This is a genomic window from Roseibium aggregatum (assembly GCF_017309185.1).
Lineage (GTDB): Bacteria > Pseudomonadota > Alphaproteobacteria > Rhizobiales > Stappiaceae > Roseibium > Roseibium aggregatum_B.
In genome coordinates, this window is sequence record NZ_JAEKJZ010000003.1 from 540132 (window position 1) to 561427 (window position 21296).

The 21296-nt window shown below is 55.7% G+C and carries 19 protein-coding genes; 8 read left to right on the forward strand and 11 right to left on the reverse strand.

The genetic code is table 11. The features are described from left to right. Nucleotides 1-287: 287 nt before the first annotated feature. The 3 genes from thyX to JF539_RS17605 all read left to right on the forward strand — a co-directional run bounded on the left by thyX (nt 288) and on the right by JF539_RS17605 (nt 4646). Nucleotides 288-1226, forward strand: a complete 939-nt coding sequence (gene thyX / locus JF539_RS17595; RefSeq protein WP_207141996.1) for an FAD-dependent thymidylate synthase — start codon at nt 288-290, stop codon at nt 1224-1226. A 157-nt stretch (nt 1227-1383) separates the two neighbouring features. Next, nucleotides 1384-2412, forward strand: coding sequence for a hypothetical protein (locus JF539_RS17600; protein WP_207141997.1), 1029 nt, complete (start codon nt 1384-1386; stop codon nt 2410-2412). After that, nucleotides 2409-4646, forward strand: a complete 2238-nt coding sequence (locus tag JF539_RS17605; RefSeq protein WP_207141998.1) for a hypothetical protein — start codon at nt 2409-2411, stop codon at nt 4644-4646. The genes JF539_RS17600 and JF539_RS17605 overlap by 4 nt, the downstream gene beginning before the upstream one ends. A 216-nt stretch (nt 4647-4862) precedes the next feature. Here JF539_RS17605 and JF539_RS17610 read toward each other — a convergent pair whose 3' ends face one another. From JF539_RS17610 to JF539_RS17650, 9 genes are all read right to left on the reverse strand, one after another. Then, complete coding sequence (locus tag JF539_RS17610; RefSeq protein WP_207141999.1) at nt 4863-5243, reverse strand: VOC family protein; 381 nt, start codon at nt 5241-5243, stop codon at nt 4863-4865. 91 nt (nt 5244-5334) lie between these two features. After that, on the reverse strand, nt 5335-6255 hold the full coding sequence (locus JF539_RS17615; protein ID WP_207142000.1) for a LysR substrate-binding domain-containing protein: 921 nt from the start codon (nt 6253-6255) through the stop codon (nt 5335-5337). Continuing rightward, complete coding sequence (locus JF539_RS17620; protein WP_207142001.1) at nt 6248-6643, reverse strand: VOC family protein; 396 nt, start codon at nt 6641-6643, stop codon at nt 6248-6250. The genes JF539_RS17615 and JF539_RS17620 overlap by 8 nt, the downstream gene beginning before the upstream one ends. Before the next feature lie 11 nt (nt 6644-6654). Beyond that, nucleotides 6655-7941 carry a TRAP transporter large permease gene (locus JF539_RS17625; RefSeq protein ID WP_268957567.1) on the reverse strand — a complete coding sequence of 429 codons (1287 nt, stop codon included), beginning with the start codon at nt 7939-7941 and terminating at the stop codon, nt 6655-6657. A 6-nt stretch (nt 7942-7947) separates the two neighbouring features. Then, nucleotides 7948-8478 carry a TRAP transporter small permease gene (locus JF539_RS17630; RefSeq protein WP_207142003.1) on the reverse strand — a complete coding sequence of 177 codons (531 nt, stop codon included), beginning with the start codon at nt 8476-8478 and terminating at the stop codon, nt 7948-7950. Nucleotides 8479-8543: 65 nt separating this feature from the next. Next, on the reverse strand, nt 8544-9539 hold the full coding sequence (locus JF539_RS17635) for a TRAP transporter substrate-binding protein (RefSeq protein WP_207142004.1): 996 nt from the start codon (nt 9537-9539) through the stop codon (nt 8544-8546). 190 nt (nt 9540-9729) lie between these two features. Beyond that, nucleotides 9730-11082 (reverse strand): NAD(P)H-dependent oxidoreductase, encoded by a 1353-nt coding sequence (locus JF539_RS17640; protein ID WP_207142005.1) that lies wholly within the window; start codon nt 11080-11082, stop codon nt 9730-9732. Between the two features lies 1 nt (nt 11083). After that, entirely contained in the window at nt 11084-12790 is a 1707-nt protein-coding gene (locus JF539_RS17645; protein WP_207142006.1) for an IlvD/Edd family dehydratase, read from the reverse strand. After that, nucleotides 12787-13680, reverse strand: coding sequence for an NAD(P)-dependent oxidoreductase (locus JF539_RS17650; RefSeq protein WP_207142007.1), 894 nt, complete (start codon nt 13678-13680; stop codon nt 12787-12789). The genes JF539_RS17645 and JF539_RS17650 overlap by 4 nt, the downstream gene beginning before the upstream one ends. Nucleotides 13681-14215: 535 nt before the next feature. On the opposite strand from JF539_RS17650, the gene JF539_RS17655 reads away from it, so the two are divergent. The 3 genes from JF539_RS17655 to JF539_RS17665 all read left to right on the forward strand — a co-directional run bounded on the left by JF539_RS17655 (nt 14216) and on the right by JF539_RS17665 (nt 16782). Further along, a complete protein-coding gene (locus JF539_RS17655) occupies nt 14216-14410 on the forward strand; it encodes an IS6 family transposase (RefSeq protein WP_207142008.1) in 195 nt (64 codons plus the stop codon). 391 nt (nt 14411-14801) lie between these two features. Further along, nucleotides 14802-15806 carry an alpha/beta fold hydrolase gene (locus JF539_RS17660; protein ID WP_207142009.1) on the forward strand — a complete coding sequence of 335 codons (1005 nt, stop codon included), beginning with the start codon at nt 14802-14804 and terminating at the stop codon, nt 15804-15806. Continuing rightward, nucleotides 15751-16782, forward strand: coding sequence for an NmrA family NAD(P)-binding protein (locus JF539_RS17665; protein ID WP_207142010.1), 1032 nt, complete (start codon nt 15751-15753; stop codon nt 16780-16782). The genes JF539_RS17660 and JF539_RS17665 overlap by 56 nt, the downstream gene beginning before the upstream one ends. A 358-nt stretch (nt 16783-17140) precedes the next feature. Here JF539_RS17665 and JF539_RS17670 read toward each other — a convergent pair whose 3' ends face one another. Further along, a complete protein-coding gene (locus tag JF539_RS17670) occupies nt 17141-17728 on the reverse strand; it encodes a TetR/AcrR family transcriptional regulator (RefSeq protein ID WP_207142011.1) in 588 nt (195 codons plus the stop codon). 102 nt (nt 17729-17830) lie between these two features. On the opposite strand from JF539_RS17670, the gene JF539_RS17675 reads away from it, so the two are divergent. Further along, nucleotides 17831-19027 (forward strand): acetyl-CoA C-acyltransferase, encoded by a 1197-nt coding sequence (locus tag JF539_RS17675; RefSeq protein ID WP_207142012.1) that lies wholly within the window; start codon nt 17831-17833, stop codon nt 19025-19027. Nucleotides 19028-19529: 502 nt separating this feature from the next. Further along, entirely contained in the window at nt 19530-20054 is a 525-nt protein-coding gene (locus tag JF539_RS17680; protein WP_207142013.1) for a DUF2199 domain-containing protein, read from the forward strand. 353 nt (nt 20055-20407) lie between these two features. Here the strand turns inward: JF539_RS17680 and JF539_RS17685 are convergent, their stop codons facing one another. Next, complete coding sequence (locus tag JF539_RS17685) at nt 20408-21286, reverse strand: N-acyl homoserine lactonase family protein (protein ID WP_207142014.1); 879 nt, start codon at nt 21284-21286, stop codon at nt 20408-20410. Nucleotides 21287-21296 lie beyond the last annotated feature (10 nt).

Here is a 21296-nt window from a genome sequence, read left to right on the forward strand (position 1 = left end):
CCGGTAATGCGGACCGGATAGACACTCGTTTTGCGTGCTCGCGCTTACATACATCTGTCATATGCGCTGATCGGTACACTCAAAAGCTCAGCATGTCGAACGCTTGTTCAAAGTAGATAACCCGTACAGGCTCGGTTGAATGTGTGATCAATCGCCTACATTGCGTGCATGTGAAATGGGTTGCCTTCAACAATCTCGTTTCAGCCAATTAGATTGGGTGCGATGCTTCAATTTGCTTAGCACGCGAGGTACAAGCGAGAACCTCTCGCCTAACCTAGGAACGACACATGGCCAAGCTTTCGAACGAACAAGCGGTTGAGATCGAACTGTCGCGGGAGGCCACTGCGCCAACACGGCGTACCGTGTCGGCAGGCATCGAGGAAATCTTATATGAAGCAATTCCTGTGCTCGACCATGGGTTCGTCAGGGTAGTAGACTACATGGGGGACGACGGTGCAATCGTGCAAGCAGCACGGGTGTCCTATGGCCGCGGTACCCGACAAGTGAACCAAGATCGAGGACTAATCCATTATCTTCTGCGTCATTGGCATACTACGCCCTTCGAAATGGCGGAGATCAAGCTTCACGTTAAGATGCCGATTTTCGTGGCCCGACAGTGGATCAGGCATAGAACGGCTAATGTAAATGAATATTCGGCGCGGTACTCAATCCTCGATCGGGAGTTCTACGTTCCAGAGCCGGAGCACCTCGCAGCACAGGCGGTGCAAAATCGACAAGGCCGTGGCGCTGTCGTCGATGCAAAAGAAGCGAAGTATGTTTTAGATCTGCTTACTGATGATGCGCAGCGCAATTATGATCATTATCTCGATATGCTCAATCATGACAAAGCTGGTCAGCGCATTGATAACCAGCGACTAGGCTTGGCCCGTGAACTTGCCCGCATGAATCTGTCGTTGAATTTCTATACACAGTGGTATTGGAAAACGGATTTGCATAACCTAATGAATTTCCTTCGACTTCGCGCTGATCCTCACGCTCAATACGAGATCCGAGCCTATGCCGAGGTTATTCTCGACATTATGCGGAAATGGGTTCCGATAACGTTTGAAGCCTTCCGCGAACATCGGCTGGAAGCTGCAACTTTTTCGGGAGAAGCCTTGAAAGCGCTCCGCCGAATGCTCGCGGGTGAAACTGTTGAGCAAGCCGATACTTCTATGTCAAAACGTGAATGGGAAGAGTTCCTCTCCGTCTTGGCTGGAAGGTGAGCAAGCGACAATGACTAATGGCGCTGACAAACGAGATCGCCTGGGCCAACGCGCAGCCTATGAGCAGTGTGAGAAGGTTCTGGGACTTGTAGGCGAACGCCGAAGCAGCCTAACTGTACCCAACAAGTGGCCCTTTGAAGCGCGCCCTGGAGGGTCTGTGACCGGCGCGCAGCTTGCGGTAACCTGGGCACGTCAAAACCATCCTGCAGCCACGCTTCGCCTCAGCGATGACGTCAATCCTGAGCATGCCGCCGAGACCCTCGTTAGCCGAACGTACGGAATAGTTGCCGCAGCCTTCGCGGATCGTATTATCGGCAGGGATGGAAGCCGTGACGTGACCGCCGGGATGCTAAGAGTGATTAGCCATCGATTGCGCGAGCTTTATGGAGGTCCGTTCGACCGAATGATCCACGGCCAATCGTTACCGTTGCTTTCGGTCGACCATCTGGAAAGACACGGTCCCAACCCGTTTCTCTATGATCCTGAAACAGGTGAAGTTCGCAACGATTTCCTCGGACTTGTGCGGCAGGCGCTCATTAGATTAATTGAACCGAAGAGGTTGCGCCAAGAAGATATTGACGCCGAACTTCTCGCAAACCTGTTCAAAGAGCTTTTTTCCAATACGCACCTCCATGCGCGGACAGATCTCACGGGGGCGCTCTATCGCCGCTCGGCCCGTGGCATCATCTTTGCGCTTCGGCCTGTCGATTTATCTCAAGATACGTTCGCAGCCGATCTTACCCCGCTACGCCAATACTTTCTGGGCATCAAACCCTTTGCGAGGCGAACTCGCGTGGAGTTTTTAGAAGTCTCAGTATTTGATAGCGGCCCCGGACTTGCCGCGCGAGCGCAAGGTTCCGAGATTTCAGGAGAGATGCCCATTGAGCGAGAATACGATCTCGTTCACAAATGTTTTCTAAAAAACGTGACCACACAGTCAGATCCGGCACACGGGTTGGGTCTGCCCCGCGTAATGCTAGCTCTGAAAGCATCAGGCGGTTTCTTGCGCTTAAGGACCGGGCGGCTGGCACTCTATAAATGGTTCTCTCCAGGTATAGAGCAGCCGCGTATTGCCAATGACGACCTCCATTTCGTTGACGCCAATGGGCTCCATCCAAGTCCCTATGCTCGCGTAGCTGGCACTGTATTCTCAGTCCTTATTCCGACGGGGCTACGCAGCTTATGAGCGCCTTCTATCACTTTCACTGGGTCCGAAAAGGTGGAGGGGATAACCTAGTAGTTGTCACGACACTACGGGAGTTCAAGCGGCAAGATCTAATCTCCATTATCGATAGAGACATATTAAGCGGCAGCCCATACCCAGACAGTCTTATCGTCATTGCCCCGTCCGACGCCGCCGTACAAATGAAAAAGAGCTTGAAGCAGATGATCGAGTTGGAAGCACTACTTCGGCTTCCTGCGACCATCCCGGTGGTACTCGTTTCGTTTGACGCACAAGGGCGGCTAAGCGCACCGAGAGCTTCGGTCCTTAGGGGAACGATCAAATTGGAAAAGGAGGATTTTGAGAATATCCTCAGCGCAGGCATTTTGTGCTTGGTGAAGACGCGCGAAGCAGTACTCGTCGCACCGCATGCCCACCATTTCGTTCATCCGCGTCGCCGCCATTCGCGGGGGTTCCTTCGTGCAGCCAATGCTCTCATTCAAGGCGAGGAAATTGGCTTTCTGGCGCTGGTGCTTCTTCGTTATCTCGGGAATGCGGACCTAAAGATCTGGATCGACTCCTCTTCCATCGCCTCCCTCGTATATGCTGCTTGTGCTCTGAAAAGCCGCCTGACTGGTTCGCCTCCCAGTATTCAAATCGAAAGCTTTTCTTCATACGACGGGGTGGACCGGCTCTCAGTTCAGGACCCTAACGGAGAACTCGTGCTCATTTCGGCAACCGCGAGCGGCTCTCTACCTCAGAAGGTAATGGAGAAGACCAGGCTTCCAGATGCTCGCGTAATCACATTGTTTTCTACCGCAAAGCGCGTAGTTGGGACGGTTGTTTTCGATGCGCGTGAAATAATCACAGATCTTGACCCATTAATATTCGAAGTATTCGAAGAAATACAGTGTCCGTGGTGCCGCGAGGGATCCCGCACTATTACTTTCGTCGGTGACCAGTTCCTCGCTGACGCGGCCACCATCACCGCCTACACCCTGGTTCAGAGCGACGCTTCACCGTTGCTTCGTAAGACACTCGGAAGGTACCGTGGGCGCAACGCATTCAGTCTACGGTCGGACGCTGACCGCGCCGTCCATCGCCTGCATGTCGACTTGTCGAAAACACTTTTCGACCGAGACCGCCGGGAGGAAATCCGAACAGTAATACGGCGATACGCGCCTGCTTCGACCACACATATTCTTCCCTCGCGCGGGACCGACAGTGAGACTTTGGCTGGCATCGTGGCTGATGAGATCACCGCGCTCGGCCTAAAGCGTCCGGAGGTTCTGAACCCATTCCAGCCCGATGATGCCACTAGCGATCGCCGAGGAGTCATGGTAGTTGCCGCGAGCATTGGGTCGGGCCAGTCCTTCCAAGATGCGAGCCGCGATCTGAGAAACTCCTTCAAGAACCTACCCAGGACATACCTCGTAGGCCTGAACAAGCACAGCGTAGCTGAGCATCAGCCGATTCTGCTTAAAGACCTCGAACACAATAACACGGCGCCGAAGCATGTTTTGTGCACGGTCGATCAGATGAGTTTCCCACATCCAAATCAGTTTTCTGCCTGGAAAAAAGAGCTCGAGTTCTGGAGAAAACTGAGGCTAGACCTGAGCGTTACCTTCCCAAGCGCGGAAGTCGTCACAACAATCGATAAGCGAATCGAAATCCTATCTCGGGAAATTTTTGGTGACGAGTTTCTCCTGCCGGACAGCCACAAACAACCATTGCGGCTTAGACCCAGTTTCGCTTTCTGGAACGAAGCCTATGGAGACGAGATTACACAAGGAGATGTCTTCGCAACGATCGCCAGCATTCTAGAGAACTGTCGAAAGCAGGCGAAGAGCAGGCATCTATCACCCCCGCTAGCTCAATCCCCATTTCATATGAACGTTCTCTCTAGCGAGAATTTCACGCGCTTCAATGACGGGATTATCCAGGGCTGTCTACTGCGGGCTGCATTCCCGCACGAACTAAGCTTTGCGCACGCGGTTACGGCCAATCACAGTGCGAAGATTAGCCATCTGATCATTAAAATGCTTGAGCATCATGCTGACAGTCAGGGTGAGGCATGCCTCGAATTTCTTATAGCGCTTGCGACGCGGCGAATGTCGTTGGCGGCCGCTGACTTGAAACGCATTGCCAACCATCCGGTCGAAAACCTTCCCGATATTCTTACAGTGGTTCTTCCTTATGCGGTCGATGAAGTGCCTGAGGATCTACTCGACAAAGCAAATATTTCTACTCCATCTTAGAATAAGATGCAGAATACAGACAGCGATGGCTATTCGATTGTGTATGTGGTCGCAATCACTTGGGGGCGTTAAAGTGAGCTGATGCCGCCGATGGGTCTGACCGCGAGAACACGTTCTCGGAAGAGCGAACTATCTCAAAAATTACTAAAGGTGCGGCGAGCACCTCCACCTCGTCCTTTTGGTGCATTCGATCAGTTCACATTGAAAGTCAACAGTTTAAGTGTACTCCGAAATTTCGATCAAGTTGTCGTCCGGATCCCGCAGGTAAACCGAGTTTATGAGACCTTGCGCCCCTGTGCGTGCAACGGGGCCGTCTTCAATAGCAACGCCGCAGTTGTTCAAATGAATGATAACGTCCTCGATTGGCGTATCGGCGATCAGGCAGAAGTCGGCGCTGCCTGGCGTCGGGTAAAGTGACTTGGGTTCGAACTCTTTTCCCTTTTCGTGCAAATTGATCTTCTGGCATCCAAAGGTCAGTGCTTTCCGGCCACCCGCGAATTCCGTCACGCCCATACCCAACACCTTGGAATAAAACGCGCAAGTCGCTTTGATCGAGGCAACGGTCAGGACGAAATGATCCACACGATTGATCTGCATTGCTGGATTTCCTGTCGATTTTCTGAATTGGCGGGGATGACGCTGGTTTGCGCGCCACAACGGTAATTTCGGCTGTGTTCTTGGTTCGTCGTCAGGAGTCAGTGATCGAATCGCCGTTTTCGATATCAATTGCCAGATGCTCCAGCATGGTTCTGATCGGCCGCGCCAGCGCATCGACCTGGCGAACCACAACTTTAAGGGAGCGCTCGGCCCAATCCGCAGATAAGGGGATCATGCGAAGGTTCGAAGAAGACAGATAGGGTTCGACGGCGCCCAAAGGCAGGATGGCAATCCCCAGACCCGCCTCGACCATGCGGCGAACACCATCGAAGCTCAGCACCTCCACACGTGTCTTCAAGGAAAGTCCCTGTTCAGCTGCACGATTCTTTATGAAGGCTTGCAACGAGCTCCCCCGCTGCAGGCCGACAAGGTCGTGTTGCGCGAACTCGGCAAAGGAAATCGGGCCGTCGATTCCCAGAGCGTAGCTTCGAGGAGCAAGAACCACCAGTGTGTCGCGCCGGTATAGGAAGACATCCATTTCGGGTTCGGCAATAAGTCCCGAGTATATGCCGATATCTGCAATACCATCGCGTATCGAGGCTACAATTTCCTCTGAGACCTGTTCGGTCAAATCGATGCGCATGTCGGGATGCTGCTTCACGAAGGATGCCAGGTCTTCGGGCAGGAATTGCGTTATGGCGGAGGTGTTGGCGGCAATTCGCACCGTGCCGCGCAGTCCGGAGGCGAAGTCGCCCATGTGGTCATCCATCCGCTCAAGCAGTTGCACAACATCCCTGGCGTGACGCAGCATTTCCTCCCCTGCCGGGGTCAGCTCGACACCTTTTTGCTGCCGGTAGAGCAGTGGTGTTCCCACAAGCGTTTCAAGGTCCGATATCCGCTTGCTGATCGCCGAGGCGGCAATATTTTCAGACGTAGATGCCTGCGCAATGCTTCTGGACGTCGCAACAGCGATGAACAGTTCCAGGGTGACAAGGTCAAATCGCTTACGCATCGCTCCGGTACTCGCTTATCTCGATGAGATTATCGTCCGGATCATAGACATAAACCGATGTGACCGGTCCAAGCGCTCCAATCTTTTCAACCGGTCCCTGTTCGATGCATACGCCGTGTTGCTGCAGCCGGTCCACGACCGGATCGAGGCCGTTTTCGACGAGCAAGCAGATGTTGGCACTCCAGATTCTTCCCGCATTTCTTGCGGGCGCAAAGGCGCGTCCCGCAGGCTGAAGGTTCAATTTGCAGCGGCCGAAGTGAACTTCGGTGCGTCCATCGGGCAACGTCGTGGTGCGCATTCCCAGCACGCCGCCGTAGAAGGCAACTGAGCGTTTAATGTCGGCGCAGGTAATCACCACATGGTCTATCGCTGTCCAGTCTATGGTCATGGCACCCTCTGTCAAAACAGTCCAGGCAGGGTCAAGACTATCTGCGGGAAGATCAGAACCAGGAGGATCGTCAGCACGATCGGCACGAGGAACGGCAGGACGGCCAGAACCACCTTCTCGAAGCGCAGCCCTGTGATCGGCACCAGAATGTAAAGCACCGTTCCGAAGGGCGGCGTGATCACACCGACCGACAGGGTGATGACCATGAAGACGCCGAAGAACAGCGGATCGATTCCGGTCGCAGACACCGCCGGCACCAGGATCGGCGTCAGGATCAGCACGCTTTCGATCACCGACATGAAACAGCCGACGAGAATGAAGAAAACCATCAGGATAAGCAGCAGCAATATCGGCGGAAGTCCAATAGCGATGAGACTGGACGCGAGAGTTTGCGGTACCTGCAGGCGGACCAGAAGCCAGCCGTAAAAACCGGAGATGGCAATGATCAGCAGGATGACGGCGCTGAATTCCATGCTCTGGACAAAAACCCGGAACAGATCTGAGATCTTTACGTCCCGGTAAACGGCAATACCGAGCACCATCGCATAGAAACAGGCGACCGCACCGGCTTCGGTTGGAGAAAAAACACCGCTCCAGATGCCGCCGACAATGATCAACGGCGTGAACATGGGCAACATCGCGCGATGACCGGTCTGAAAAACCTCGCGCGGCGAGGGCAGCGGTCGCGTCGGCATTTCCACGCGATAAGACATGAGGAAAGTGGTCGCCATCAACAGGCCCGCCATCAGCAGCCCGGGAACAAATCCGCCGAGAAAAAGGTCGCCGACGCTGACATCGGCCTGCCAGCCGTAGACCAGCATGGCGACACTCGGCGGAATGATCGGCCCGATCACGCTCGAGGCAGCGGTGATGCCGGTGCTGTAGCTGAGATTGTAGCCCTTTTCGCTCATTGCTCGGATTTCCAGCGCGCCGAGACCGGCGGCATCGGCTGAAGCCGTTCCGGACATGCCGGCAAAAATCATGCTGGCAACAACGTTCACGTGCCCAAGCCCACCGCGGACGAAGCCGACGAGGACGTTGGCGAAATCGAAGATCCGCGTCGTTGCGCTGCCCCGGTTCAACAGGTTGGCCGCCAGGATGAACAGCGGAATGGCGAGCAGCGGAAAGCTGTTCAAAGTCTGCGTGATCTTCAGTGACATCAGTTCGACCGGCAGTCCGCCAGTTGCCGACGTTACCGCCAACGCCAGCAGGCAGGTTGTGCCGAGCGCAACGAAGACAGGCAGACCCAGGGCCATGAATAGGATGAGTCCGCAAACGAAGGGGAGGAAGATTTCCATGGCCGGTCAGTCTTTCGGGTTGCTTGAGTTGGAGAAGGCGCCCCAAAGCCGGAGGACGGACGCCAGGGCCATGCCCGCAAAGCCCAGCAGCAGGCCGCCGTAATAGATCGAGAAGCTCAGCGACAGCGCCGTAGTCCGGTTGTTGACGCTGCGCTCCATCATCTCGAAGGCACCCCATGCGGTGAGACAGAGGAAGGCCAGCGAAAACAGCTGCAGGAAGATGCCATACCGGTCGTGCCAGCGTCCCTTGATAGACAGCGGCACCAGTTCGACCGCGATATGGGCACCGCGCGCCCAGGCGCCTATAGAGGCGAAGGCGACGGCATAAATCGTCACGAGTGTCGCGATCTCCTCAAGCCAGGGAATTGGCACGTGCAACAGGTCCCGTGACAGGATCGACAGAACCAGCAGGCCAACCAGGCTCATGAGCAGGGTTCCGGACAGGATATCGGTGACCGTTACCAAGGCGTGTTGCAGCGTTTCCGCCGCCCGTCGCGAATGGTCCCTTTCGCCGAGAAATACATGTTCTGTCTGCATCAATGCCTCCGAATATGCAGCAGGATTGTCCGGCCCGCAGAAGCTTCGGCGGGCCGGACAATGGATCAGGAATTGTTGGCGATGGAGACCTCGACATCGTCGATGACGCCGTCCGCCAGCGCGGATAGGGCCTTGTCGATGGCGGGTTTTGCTGTCGACTTGAAGGCAGCGACATCCGGTTCGATCACCACCATGCCGTGCTTCTTCAGCTCCCCCAGATAGAACGCGTCCTTTTCGGCTTCCACCCTTGTGCCTTCCGTGCGGGCGATCTGCACCGCAGCCTTGAGCGCCGCCTGGTCTTCCGGCGCAAGACCGGAGAACCACGATGCGGATGCGACCCAGTGCCAGGGGAAATGCACGTGCCCGGTCAGGATGAGGTGAGACTGCACTTCATAGAGCTTTCGGGCATATGGCGAGACCAGCGAGTTTTCGTGCCCGTCCACCTGTCCGGTCTGCATGGCGAGGTAAATCTCGGTTGCCGGGACGATGACGGTCTGGGCTCCGAGCGTGCTCCACACGTCCACCCAGACCGGAATGCCGGGAAGCCGCAGACGGAAGCCCTCGAGGTCGACTGGCGTCATGATCGCGCGGTTCGCCGTCATGTGGCGTGGAGCGCGCATCTGGGCACCCAGCTCAATGATCCCGCCCTTGTCCCGACCGGCCTGGCGGAGATTTCCGCCGGAAGCCGTATTCATGAAAGCTTCGACCGACGGCCCGTTCGGAAACAGGAAGGGGATCGAGATCGGGTCGTATTCGGGCGCATATTGCGCCCGCCAGTTGCCTCCGGTGAGCGAGATCTGCGTCTCGCCGATGTTCAGAAGTTCCAGAACCGCATTTTCGCCGCCCAGCTGTCCGCTCAAAAACGGCACGACCTCGAAACGGCCCGGAGCCAGGTCCTCCAGAGCGGACCTGAACCTGAGGATGCCGGCTTCTTCCGATCCGCCGGGTTTCATCGTGGTATTGACCTGAACGGTAATTCGATTGGCTGCAATCGCAGGCATCGCCAGGATGGTCGATGCCGCGGCAGCCGTCTTCAACATGGCACGCCGGGTGAGTTTCATGGTGTTCCTCCCTTGAGCTCCTTTGCCCGGAAAGGATCTGCCAACGACCGCGCGAAGCCCAGAATTGCTTCGATAACGGACCCATCGCGCCTGACGATGCCTGCTCGCATCCACTGCAAAAGAACAAAAAGCCCGCGGCATCCCATGTGCCGCGGGCTCTTTCCGGGTGTCCTCCGTTATTTCTGCCGCTTCATGCGGCCGTGCTTTGGACAAGACCGGCTTCGATATTCCTGCGCAAACGGTAGGCGTCCGAATTCGTGTCGATGACAACATCGCGCCATCGGACCGGTTCTCCCTCGCCAACGTCGTTGACCAGCCGGACGTCGTGGGCGAGTCCAAGAGGCAGATAGCCCTCGCGCACCGACACATCCGCCGGGCGCAGGCCGCCGGACACCGTATAGCCACCTTCGCCGTCCAGTACCTCTCCCTTGCAAAGGGTCCTCTTGGCGACGGAAACGACATCGGCCCTGAATTCGGTGGCAACACCGGTCGGCTCGCCGCGCAGGCCGACCGAGGCGACCGAAATGCCCAGTTCCAGGCCGATTAGATGCCAGCGCTTGTAGTTGCACATGTAGCGGCCGCTCTGGTCGGTCACGACCTTGTATTCCTCGAAACAGTTGCGTAGGTAGTCCGTGTCGCCCTCGAAACAGACCCACACCCCCTTGCGAATGTCATGCGGGATGGGCAGGCCGTCGGCGGTCAGGCACGACGCCACCTCGACCATGCCTTTTCGTTCCAGGACGCCGCCTTCGCTTGCGGGCCGCATCAGGTTCGGAACGTCATCGATCCCTCCAGGCGGAAAGGCGAGGCCGTTGACGGGCGCGTCCAGGCCGCAGCAATTGGCGATCGCCGCGCTTTCGATCGCCGGCTTGGAGCCGTCGAGAAACGCATTGAACATCTTCGGGTTCAGTCGGCCGCGCTCGGCCTGTTCCCGCGTCAGCCCCCAGAAGTCCCAGACCGTGTCCGGAGTGGACCGGCGGTAATGAGGCAGCCACTTGTGCCCCCGGCCGGCCGCAACGACGTTGAACCCGCAGGCCCGTGCCCAATCCACAAGATCGCAGGCAAGGGCGGGCTGGTCGCCGTAGGCCATGGAATAGATCACGCCGGCACTGCGGGCGCGGGCGCCGAGCCCCGGACCGGCAAAGGCATCCGCCTCGACCGTGACGTTGATAACGTGCTTTCCGTGGTCGAAGGCGCGAAGGCAATGGCTGACGGCAGCCATTGGATTGCCGGTGCACTCGATGATGATATCGATCCCCGGATGGGCGATCAGGGCCTCCCAGTCGTCGCTGACACAGGTCGTTCCGCTGCGCACCGCCGTATCGAGGTCGCGGGCCGAAAAGCTTTCATCGGGCCAGCCGACATAAGCCATGTTCGACCGGGCGGTTTCGGGCTTCAGGTCGACGATACCGGCAATATGAATACCTTTCAGGCGCAGGGCCTGGGCTAGAAACATCGTGCCGAACTTGCCCGCACCGATCATCCCTACACGAATAGGTCGGCCTTCGGCGGCGCGGGCCTGCATTTTTTCAAAAAGGTTCATCTCAATTCTCTTTCGGCGAGCCGTTGTGGGTCAGGAAATCGAAGTCGCAGCCTTCGTCGGCCTGCAGAACAGTTCGGCTGTAAAGACCGCGATAGCCGCGCTCTGCCGGGGCGGGTGGAATGCGTTCGGCAAGCCGGCGCGTGATTTCCGCCTCGTCCACCAAAAGGTCGATCCGCTTTTCGCTGACCGAAAGGCGAATGCGATCGCCATCACGCACAGCCGCGAGCGGGCCGCCGACGGCCGCTTCCGGCGCCATATGCAGGACGATGGTTCCGAATGCGGTACCGGACATGCGCGCATCGGAAATGCGCACCAGATCCTTGACGCCCTGTCGGGCCAGTTTCTTCGGGATCGGCAGATAGCCGGCCTCGGGCATGCCCGCGGCGACCGGGCCGGCATTCTTCAGGACCATTATGTCATTGGCCTCGATGTCCAGATCCGGATCGTCGACCCGATTGGCAAGATCCTCGAGCCCATCGAACACCACCGCACGCGCCTCGGTCTCGAACAGCCCAGGCGTTGCGGCAGCCCGTTTGAAAATGGCCCCGCACGGCGCGATGTTGCCCGTCAGGGTGATCAGTCCGCCTTCACGGGATACCGGGTCCTCGAAGGGGCGAATGACGCGGCGGTCCACCCAATCCGCGTCGCTTGACAAGCGTTCGCCCAGGGTCTGGCCGGTGACATCCACCGTGTCCAGATGCAGCAGATGGCGGATTTCCCTGAGCACGGCGCCGACGCCTCCGGCAGCGAAGAAGTCCTCCATATAGCCTTCGCCGACGGGCTTAAGGTCAACAAGAACAGGTGTTTCATCGGAAATCCTGTTCAGGCGGTCCTGATCGATCCGGATGCCCAGGCGTCCGGCGATGGCCGTCAGATGCACGATCGCGTTGGTCGAGCCACTGACGGCCATCAGCACCCGGAAGGCGTTTTCGACCGATTTCCAGGTGACAATTTCGCTCGGACGGCGTGGGTTGGAAATCAACTCGACGGCCAACCGACCAGAGCGTTCGGCAGCGACCATCCGGTCGGAATGCACCGCCGGGATCGCTGCAGTGCCCGGCAGGGACATGCCGATTGTTTCTGCGATACAGGCCATTGTGCTGGCCGTGCCCATCACAGCACAGGTTCCAGCAGTGGTGGCAAGGCGGCCCTCGATGTCACCGATTTCCTCGTCCGTCACTTCCCCGGCACGGTATTTGCCCCAGAAACGGCGGCAGTCGGTACAGGCTCCGAGACGCTCTCCCCTGTGCCGGCCAGTCATCATCGGCCCGGTCACAAGCTGCACCGCTGGAACATTCGCCGAGACCGCGCCCATCAGTTGCGCCGGTACGGTCTTGTCGCAGCCGCCAATCAGCACAACGGCATCCATGGGCTGGGCCCGGATCATTTCCTCCGTGTCCATGGACATGAGGTTGCGGTAGACCATGCTGGTCGGGTTCAGAAACACTTCTCCCAGGGAAATCGTCGGAAACGGCCGCGGCAGGGCTCCTGCGGCCAGCACTCCTCGGGAAACTGCCTCCACAAGGTCCGGCATCGAACGGTGACAATTGTTGAAGCCGGATGGCGTCATCGCGATGCCGACAATGGGTTTGTCGAGCATTTCGCCCGAAAGGCCCATGGACCTGGCGAAGGAGCGGCGCAGATAGGCGGCGAAGTCCTTGTCGCCATAATTGGTAAGGCCGCCCCGAATCCCTTTGCTTGCGCTCATCGTTTGGCCTCCTTGCGGCAACTCACTTCCAGCAGTCTTTCGAAAACCTTGACCATCGCTCCCTTGTCGAGCGCGCCATGCCCTTCCAGAAGCGCCTGTTGATAGGTTCCGGTTGCCGCTGCCAGAACCGGAGCCGGTATCCCGTGACGCACGGAAATCTCCGCTCCACTGACCAGATCCTTGTAGGCAGCTTTTAGCGGGTATCCGGTATCGAACACACCTTCGAGGATCTGCGGCAGGAAGTATTCGGACGCATAGCTACGCCCCGTTCCACTATTGATCACACTGGCGGTGGTCGCGGGGTCAAGACCGAGTTTGCAGGCCATGGGCATGATCTCGGCAAGAGCTGCAGCGTTAATGTCGAAGAGAAGCTGGTTGACCAGTTTTGTCAGTTGGCCGCTACCGATGGCGCCCGTGTGCAGGATGTTGTTCGCCATGGCGGAAAGTGCCGGGCGAAGCGTCTCGACCAAACCGGCTTCTCCGCCGATCATCATGGTCAGCTTGCCGTCTTCAGCCCGCTTGCGCATACCGGAAACGGGCGCATCCAGGAACCGGATGCCCCGGACCTGGAGCGCTTGCGAAATACGCAAGGTCCGTTCGTATTCAATCGTGGATGTGTCGATGACGGTCGTGCCCGATGTCAGGGTCGACGCAATGCCCGTTTCAGGTTCGAGCAACATGTTTTCGACGACCTTGCCGTTGGGCAGGCACAGGATCAGGACGTCCACGTCGGCAAAGTCATTTTCCGAAGCGGCTTCCGCCGCTCCGGCGGCAACCGCGACGTCCAGGGCTTCGCGGCGTGTGTCAAAAGCCTTGACGGTATTGGTGCGCGCCAGGTTGCACGCCATCGGTGCGCCCATCTGGCCAAGTCCGACAAATCCAAATCGCATGGCAAACCTCTCTGTTGCTTTCAGGCGTGAAAGCTAACACCGGGTAAGACCAGTGCGACATTCTCAATCGCGATTGCCCCAATCGCGATCAGAGGCACCTTTTGCGTGGAGAGGCTTCTTTATGTGCGTGGCGCAGGGGTGATTACTTCGGTCTAAAGGCGTCCTGTCGTGGCTTCCTATCGTGTGATCCGGTTTAGGTCTGACGATGCGCAAAGATATTGAGACCCATCTTAGAGCCGCTGGTCTTTGGTTTGTTCTGTGACTTCCAATGTAAATTCAAAAAGTGCTTAATTGCTGCCACAGTGCAGGGAGGTCAGCCCTAGGTCAGACTTGCTAGTCGTTGTTGCCAAGTCTGTCCGGGAGTGGATGGCGCGGAGTGTTGCAAGGTCCACTGTGCGGACGGAAGGTTCTGTTACGAATTTTCGAGGTGTCTGGCTCAATCATCAGGCGCGAAGCACACAAATGCATTTCTGGTAGGGCAGGAGTTGGCAAGTTGATCCCGTTCAAAGGTGCACATTTCCCGGAGGATGTGATCTTGCTCGCAGTGTTCTTCTACGTTCGATACTCGGTGTCTAATCGGGATGTCGAGGAGGTCATGGAGGAGCGCGGGATTCAGATAGACTACACGACACTAAGACGCTGGATTGTGAAATACGCCGCGCTGATCGCGGACGAGGCGCTTCGAATCAAGAAGACAACCAACCGCTCCTGGTGCATGGCGAACCTCTGAGTTATTGAGCGTCCGTTTTCCTCGGCAGTGAACTATGGCGCTGCAACAACGACAGGAGAGCGAGATGGAAAAGTGTTTTGCCGGTTTGGATATGTCACAAGCGGAAACATCCATATGTTTCTGCGACTTAGCAGCCTGCTCTTGATTGCGGCGAAGAAAGTGACAGATCCTGATGTAAAGTATCGCAGGCTGAGTCGGTACTCGGCATCTCTTCAATGTGTTGTCCTTGATACCGGTCTGATGGCGAACTGGCGAGCCTGCGATTGCCGCAGAATTGCTTGGTTTTCTTGTCGCACTTCACATTCTGTTCATTGCGCTATGGCGAATTGCCGCTTGTTTAGATTACAATAATAATCTAAAAGAACTTGTGACACTGAGCGGAGTTAATCGCATGGATAAAAACCAATCGTGTGCGTCAAATTTGGGTGTACCGTTAGTTGGGCAGAATGAACCAATCAGGCAGTTTTCAGGAAAGTATCCTGGACAGAAAAGTGTGGGGGCTTTCGTTGTCGCCGCGCTTGCCTTGCTGACTGTAAATCAGGCAAGCGCAAGCGATTTGAAGAATTTCGAAAGGGGTGTCGTACACCACACTGTCTCGGCGTCGGGTGTCCAATTACACTATGCTGAAAAAGGAGAAGGCAACATAGTCCTTTTTCTGCACGGCTTTCCTGACCACTGGCTGACCTGGTGGCGTCAGATGGACGATCTTGCAGCGGATCACCGCGTTGCCGCAATGGATTTGCGTGGGTTCAACTTGAGCAGTCAGCCGACATCTCCAGACGCCTACGAAATCGACAAGCTGATCGCAGATGTCGAGGCAGTAATCAATGATCTAGGAGGCGCGCCGGTCACATTGATCGGTCATGATTGGGGCGGGTTCCTCGCCTGGCATGTCGCGATGCAACGCCCCGAGTTGATTTCACGGCTCGTGATCGTCAATATTCCACATCCTTGGGCCGTGGCGGAAGCTCTTGCGACAAATCCCGCGCAGGATGCGGCCAGTCAATATGTCGATTTTTTCCGGAGCCCGGCGGCGCCTGACACCATCAGTCGTGAGCAGATCAGCAACTGGATTTCGGATTCCGAATACCTGGTGCGTCATAATTCGGCTATGGACCGGTCCGAGATGGATGCCATGCTCAACTACTATCGCACGCTCTACCCCAAACGTCCCTACCGTGCCTATGACACAAAGCCGATCAAAATCACGGCGCCCACGCTTGTTGTCTTTGGCGCGAAGGATCCGTTTCTGCTGGTGTCTGGGCTAAATGCTACTTGGGACTATGTCTCCGCCCCACTGACGATCACAGTTTGGCCTGACGCGGGTCATTTTGCCCAACATGACCAGCCCGCGCGGCTCAACGCTTTGTTGCGGGACTGGCTGTCTTCCAACTAAGTCCACGCCAAATACAAAAAGCGACATCCTCAAATACGGTATTCACATGCAAGGCAAAAGAATTCTTATTACCGGCGCCACCGGCGTAACAGGTGGTTACGCCCTGCGGCAACTGGCTGCTGACGGTTTCCATATCAGAGCGCTTGTTCGTACTAGGGATAGTCGCGCAAAGGCTCTTGAACAATTAGGTGCCGAAATCTGCACCGGTGACATTTCGGATTTTTCGGATGTCCGCAAAGCACTAACCGATATTGACAGGACATATTTCGTTTTCCCCATACGGCAGGGTCTGGTTTCCGCTACGGCACAATTTATCGAGGCGGCGCGGGAAGCAGGCGTTCAGTATATTGTCAACATGTCTCAGATTTCGGCGCGTCCGGATGCGACCAGTCGTGCCGCCCTAGCACATTGGTTGGCAGAGCGTGTTCTGGATCGTTCCGGAATAAACGTGACCCACCTGCGTCCGACATTCTTTGCGGAATGGTTGACTCGCACTGCCCCGATGCTGACACGCGGCGATACAGTTTATTTGCCGTTTGGCGGTGGGAGCCACGCACCGGTAACGGGGTTTGATCAGGGAAGGGTCATCGCTGCCTTGCTTCGCGCACCCGAAGCGCACCTCGGCGAAACCTACACGCTAGTCGGTGCCGAAGAAATGACCCCCGAGATGATGGTGGCCCGGCAGGGGCACGCTATTGGACGTGAACTGAAATACCAGCAGATACCGGCAGCGGATTTCTGTGAGCTAATCAAGGACCAAATTCGTCAATTAAACAGTGAGCGCCCGATGGCAGAGTTGAATGAGCAACTTGATGAGATCGACTATTTGGCGCAACATTTGTTAGAGGTGAACAAAGACTACGCTGAAGGAAGGTTCGGGGGGACCAACAACACTATAGCCGATATCACCGGGGACCCGGCGCAATCGCTTGAGGAGTTTTTACAGCAAAACATGGCGGTATTTCGGGCCCGGTAGCTCACATCGCGACCACTACTGCTAAGTGTTTTTCTGGCCTACTGAGTTTCGTGTCGTGACTGATCAATTATCGGAGGAAGCTAGCCCACAGCATTTTCGAGTGCTTCTGGTTAAACGGGTTCTCGTGAGGGCAGAAAGGAGACGTGCGGAAGTGTTCACAGCCAAGAGATTCGGAACTTCCGCAACCGGATAACCGCATTCGGTAATTTGTGCCATCGCGTCCCTATTGAAATTGTCACTGAAACCGTACGTGCCCACCTTGACCTCCTCGCCTCAAAATTTGGGAAGAAAATGTCTACAAAATGAGAGGCTATTCATTGGACATAAATTGACGCGTAATAAGAGCCAGAAAAATCTTTTACGGTTTTCGTTGACGTTTATCGAATTCCTTGACGCCACGATTGGCCTCCAAAATGCGTTCGGCTAAACCTGAATCCGATACGGCTCTTGCCAGAGACAAAGCCCCAACGAGCCGGCAAAGTTCGCGGATTTCCGAGTTTTTGTCGCAAGAGGTATCTCCACGTGGCCCGGTATCAGCAATCAACTCCAAAATCGTCCTAATACCTTCGTCAAATGCGCGGCGCACAGGTTCATCGTGGCGGGGTGCTTCGGACGCCAAAGTTGCCAATGTGCAGCCCAAACCTCTGTGGTTCAGATGCGGTTCGGAAAGATACCATTGCTCAGCTGCCTTCAAGGCATCTCCCCCAGCGTTTTCGACCGCTTTCCGCCAAGCCGTAGCGTTGTCGGCAAAGGCTTGCGCGGTCGCTTCAGCAATCAGCGCTTCCTTGCTTTCGAACTGTTTGTAGAAGGCACCATTGGTCAATCCCGACGCTTTCATCAATCCGGCAATACCGATGCCGTCATAGCCAAACTCACGGAACATTTTACTCGCGGTATTTACCACTCGCTCCCGGTTTTTCGCAGCTTCTTGCCGACTCATCCGCATGATTAGGTCCTTTATGAATACGCTTGTAAAATTATAGTCATAATCCAAAAGTTGACAACCGCGATTACGATCGTACTCTAATCAAAATTTTGGAGTACACAGATGCCCGTCAAAGAAAACGATCCCGTGTCAATAGTAGCCGCACGTCGCACCCCTTTAGGAGCCTTCATGGGCACATTCGCCGGAACACCGGCCACTGAGTTAGGGGCGGCGGCAATCCGCGCTGCGCTTTCCGATGGAGCCCTTGAAGGCGCCGATGTGTCCGAAGTGTTGATGGGGTGCGTCTTGCCGGCCGGTTTGGGGCAAGCACCGGCACGACAATCGGCAAAAGGCGCAGGTTTAGCCGACTCAGTGGGCGCTACGACGATCAACAAAGTTTGTGGTTCGGGGATGAAAGCGGTGATGATAGGAGCCGACTTAATCCGCGCCGGAAGCGCCGGAATCGTTGTGGCAGGCGGGATGGAGTCGATGTCGCGTGCGCCGTTCTTACTTCAGGAAATGCGCGGTGGGCGCAAGGCAGGCAGCGCCGAAATCCTCGATCATATGATGAACGATGGGCTGGAAGACGCCTATGAACGAGGTCGTCCAATGGGGGCCTTTGGAGAGGCTACGGCGAAAAAATACAACTTCTCCCGTGCCGACCAGGACGCATATTCCATTGAGACACTTGAACGCGCACGTGCTGCGGTTGCTTCCGGCGCATTCGACGCCGAATGCGTTCCGGTTACGGTGAAGACCAAAAAAGGGGAACTTTCTGTATCGCGCGACGAGCGTCCGGAACAGATCAACCCTGCTAAAATTCCCCACTTGCGTTCAGCATTCGGTACGGATGGGACGATAACTGCCGCAAGTTCCTCGGCCAATGCCGACGGAGCTGCAGCTCTGGTTCTGGCTGGTGCCCGTGAAGCCAATCATCGAAACCTGCCGGTCATCGCGCATATTCTCGGACACGCCAGTCATTCGCAGGCTCCCGCCTGGTTCACCACTTCGCCCATACCTGCAATTCGCAAGTTGCTGACACAAGTCGGTTGGAAGCCTGGGGAGGTAGATCTATTTGAGGTCAACGAAGCCTTTGCGGTGGTTGCAATGGCCGCCGCGCAAGAAATCGGCATCCCGCGCGAGAAGCTAAACGTCAAAGGCGGGGCTTGCGCGTTAGGTCATCCGATCGGCGCAACCGGGGCACGCATCCTCGTCACACTTATTCACGCCCTTCGGGCCAACGGAGGCAAGCGTGGCGTGGCCAGCCTGTGCATTGGCGGTGGTGAAGCAACTGCAGTCGCGGTGGAACTGGTGGATTGAGTATGCGCGAATTTCAAAAGGTCGATCCAACGCAGATCCTAAAATCACACGGAGCCATAGATTGCAGCTTCAGGGACATCTGCACGTTCGTACGATGATGTGACCGATCAAATAAAATAGAAGAAACGTGAAAATAAGATATTTCTGGATCTTGGATTGATCGGTCATCCTTTCTTGTCGGAGTGGTGCAAAATTCATTTCGCGTTTACCTGAGTGAAGACGTAAAAAAGGCGATGACATGAAAGCTTTCGTATTATTGGATTTTATGTTTGCAGACAAAAGCTATCGATCAAACGGAAATGTTTGCAATTACCATTATCTGAGGCGTCTATTCTCCATTTCCCGGAAAGCCAATCTGGATGTGTGCGGTTCAAACAGGTGACTGTAACGACCATGAAACCTGTTGGCTGATTGCAGAAAACAATTAGTCCCTGGTTCAAAGTGTATTCATGAACAGCCTCTAAGCCGACTTCGAACAAATTTACTAGGGAGGATAGGGAAATTGCCCCAAGAGGCAGAGGTATTTTCCTTTGTTTGCAATTGCTGCGGCAAAGAGCACGTCGGCATACCCGCCTATGGGTATGACATGCCGGTGGACTACTTTGATATCCCGGTAATGGATCGTGGCAAGCGCGCTGTTCTCGGAACGGACACCTGTGTCATCGACAGGGAGAGATATTACATTAAGGGAATTCTTGACATTCCCATTGTCGGTTACGACGAACCCATTACATGGGGACTTTGGGCGAAGGTCACCGAGGCCGACTACGCGCAATACCGCAAATTGTTGGGATTGGATGGGAGTGCCTTCCAGGCGACAGGAAAAATCGATGTGACTATGCCAGGATACAATGAACTCGACAAAGCTGGTCAAACCTATGCGCTGCGATGTGATCTCGTTGGGCAGCCCGTGGGGCTAAGACCGCGTATTCTGCTCCATCCAGTCTCGCATCGGCTGTTCGTAGATTGCAGTCTGGGGGTTTCGCCTGAACGGGCATCTGAACTAATTGCCTTCATGCCGCACTAGATGTTGTTTCTGATCAAGTTGGAATGGTGAGGGGCCAAATCGGCATATTGTCCTTCCGGCCAAGACTGATCACGAGGTCCAATCTCGCCACGCGATTTTGCCCATGTCAATTGGATCCGCGTTGAACCAGGTCCTGCCAGAAGGCTCCGCAGTCCTGCCAAATTATTGTTGGGATGCGCCTAATTCTGATGAAACAACTGGAGAGATCGAGGCAGGTTCTTCCAATAGTCGTGGTAGTGTTTTCTGGGCAGAGTACTGCAATTGAAGTTACGCGCTTTTTGGGCGGGACCGCGGCGTAAGTAGGCCAGGTGACCGCCGGTTTGTATGACGGTCACCTGAGACAAATACTTCCTTCATTGTATTGAATATGGTGCGTGTGGAATTTTCGCGTTCAAATTCTTGTCGTGTTGGATAAACAATCGCGCGCCTGTCGCGGCAATCAGCCCGTCGATCATACGCATACTGCTTAACGTCTGTTCCCGGTCAGAATTAAAGCCTGGAACACGCTGGTGTTCGTGGTTCGATTCGAAATGCCAGAGATCGCCCGACAAGACCACTGGTCCACTTTTCAAATTGACCCAGAGGACCTGATGCCCGGGCGTGTGCCCCGGCGCTGGAATTATTATCACAGAACGATCGCCAAACACGTCGTGATACCCGGTGAGTTTCTCGGCTTTGGCAGGATCCAGCTGGTCATAGGTTTTAGCGTTGAAATTAAACTCGGCTGCATGTGTGCCAAATGCGGCGTCGTACTCCGCCTGTTGAATGAACCATGTTGCGTTCGAGAAAATATTTGCGTTGCCGGCATGATCCGCATGCATGTGAGACATCGCCAGAAAGTCGACATTGCCTGGATCCACACCGAAGGAGCGTAGCTGTTCGGGGAAAGGTTGCTCGACAGTTAAGTTTATTTTTCCATCTGCGATCTGAAGCCCCTCTTCAAGATTTGCAACTGCCGCCGGAATGCCCGTATCCCACACCATCAGTCCCTTGGAATGACGGATAAGATAGCAACTGGCCACCATCTCGTGCGCAACGCCGACGTCCACGCCTGGTGACCAGAAAGACCGGTCGACTCCAGTGATTTGTCCGCATTCAAACACAGTCAAGTTCTCCACCGTGCCTTGCTCATTCTGTGCGGCATGAGGCGCGTAGGTCGTCAATGCAACGCCTGCGACGACGAGCATCGGCATGCTCAGACACCACTTCATATTTAGGAAGTTACTGTTCACTGTTATCTCC

Bases quoted from the DNA above. Each gene is read 5' to 3' on its own strand.
- thyX (WP_207141996.1), top strand. From the start codon at position 288: ATGGCCAAGCTTTCGAACGAACAAGCGGTTGAGATCGAACTGTCGCGG.
- JF539_RS17605 (WP_207141998.1), top strand. From the start codon at position 2,409: ATGAGCGCCTTCTATCACTTTCACTGGGTCCGAAAAGGTGGAGGGGAT.
- JF539_RS17610 (WP_207141999.1), bottom strand. From the start codon at position 5,243: ATGCAGATCAATCGTGTGGATCATTTCGTCCTGACCGTTGCCTCGATC.
- JF539_RS17615 (WP_207142000.1), bottom strand. From the start codon at position 6,255: ATGCGTAAGCGATTTGACCTTGTCACCCTGGAACTGTTCATCGCTGTT.
- JF539_RS17620 (WP_207142001.1), bottom strand. From the start codon at position 6,643: ATGACCATAGACTGGACAGCGATAGACCATGTGGTGATTACCTGCGCC.
- JF539_RS17625 (WP_268957567.1), bottom strand. From the start codon at position 7,941: ATGGAAATCTTCCTCCCCTTCGTTTGCGGACTCATCCTATTCATGGCC.
- JF539_RS17630 (WP_207142003.1), bottom strand. From the start codon at position 8,478: ATGCAGACAGAACATGTATTTCTCGGCGAAAGGGACCATTCGCGACGG.
- JF539_RS17635 (WP_207142004.1), bottom strand. From the start codon at position 9,539: ATGAAACTCACCCGGCGTGCCATGTTGAAGACGGCTGCCGCGGCATCG.
- JF539_RS17640 (WP_207142005.1), bottom strand. From the start codon at position 11,082: ATGAACCTTTTTGAAAAAATGCAGGCCCGCGCCGCCGAAGGCCGACCT.
- JF539_RS17645 (WP_207142006.1), bottom strand. From the start codon at position 12,790: ATGAGCGCAAGCAAAGGGATTCGGGGCGGCCTTACCAATTATGGCGAC.
- JF539_RS17650 (WP_207142007.1), bottom strand. From the start codon at position 13,680: ATGCGATTTGGATTTGTCGGACTTGGCCAGATGGGCGCACCGATGGCG.
- JF539_RS17660 (WP_207142009.1), top strand. From the start codon at position 14,802: ATGGATAAAAACCAATCGTGTGCGTCAAATTTGGGTGTACCGTTAGTT.
- JF539_RS17665 (WP_207142010.1), top strand. From the start codon at position 15,751: ATGACCAGCCCGCGCGGCTCAACGCTTTGTTGCGGGACTGGCTGTCTT.
- JF539_RS17670 (WP_207142011.1), bottom strand. From the start codon at position 17,728: ATGCGGATGAGTCGGCAAGAAGCTGCGAAAAACCGGGAGCGAGTGGTA.
- JF539_RS17675 (WP_207142012.1), top strand. From the start codon at position 17,831: ATGCCCGTCAAAGAAAACGATCCCGTGTCAATAGTAGCCGCACGTCGC.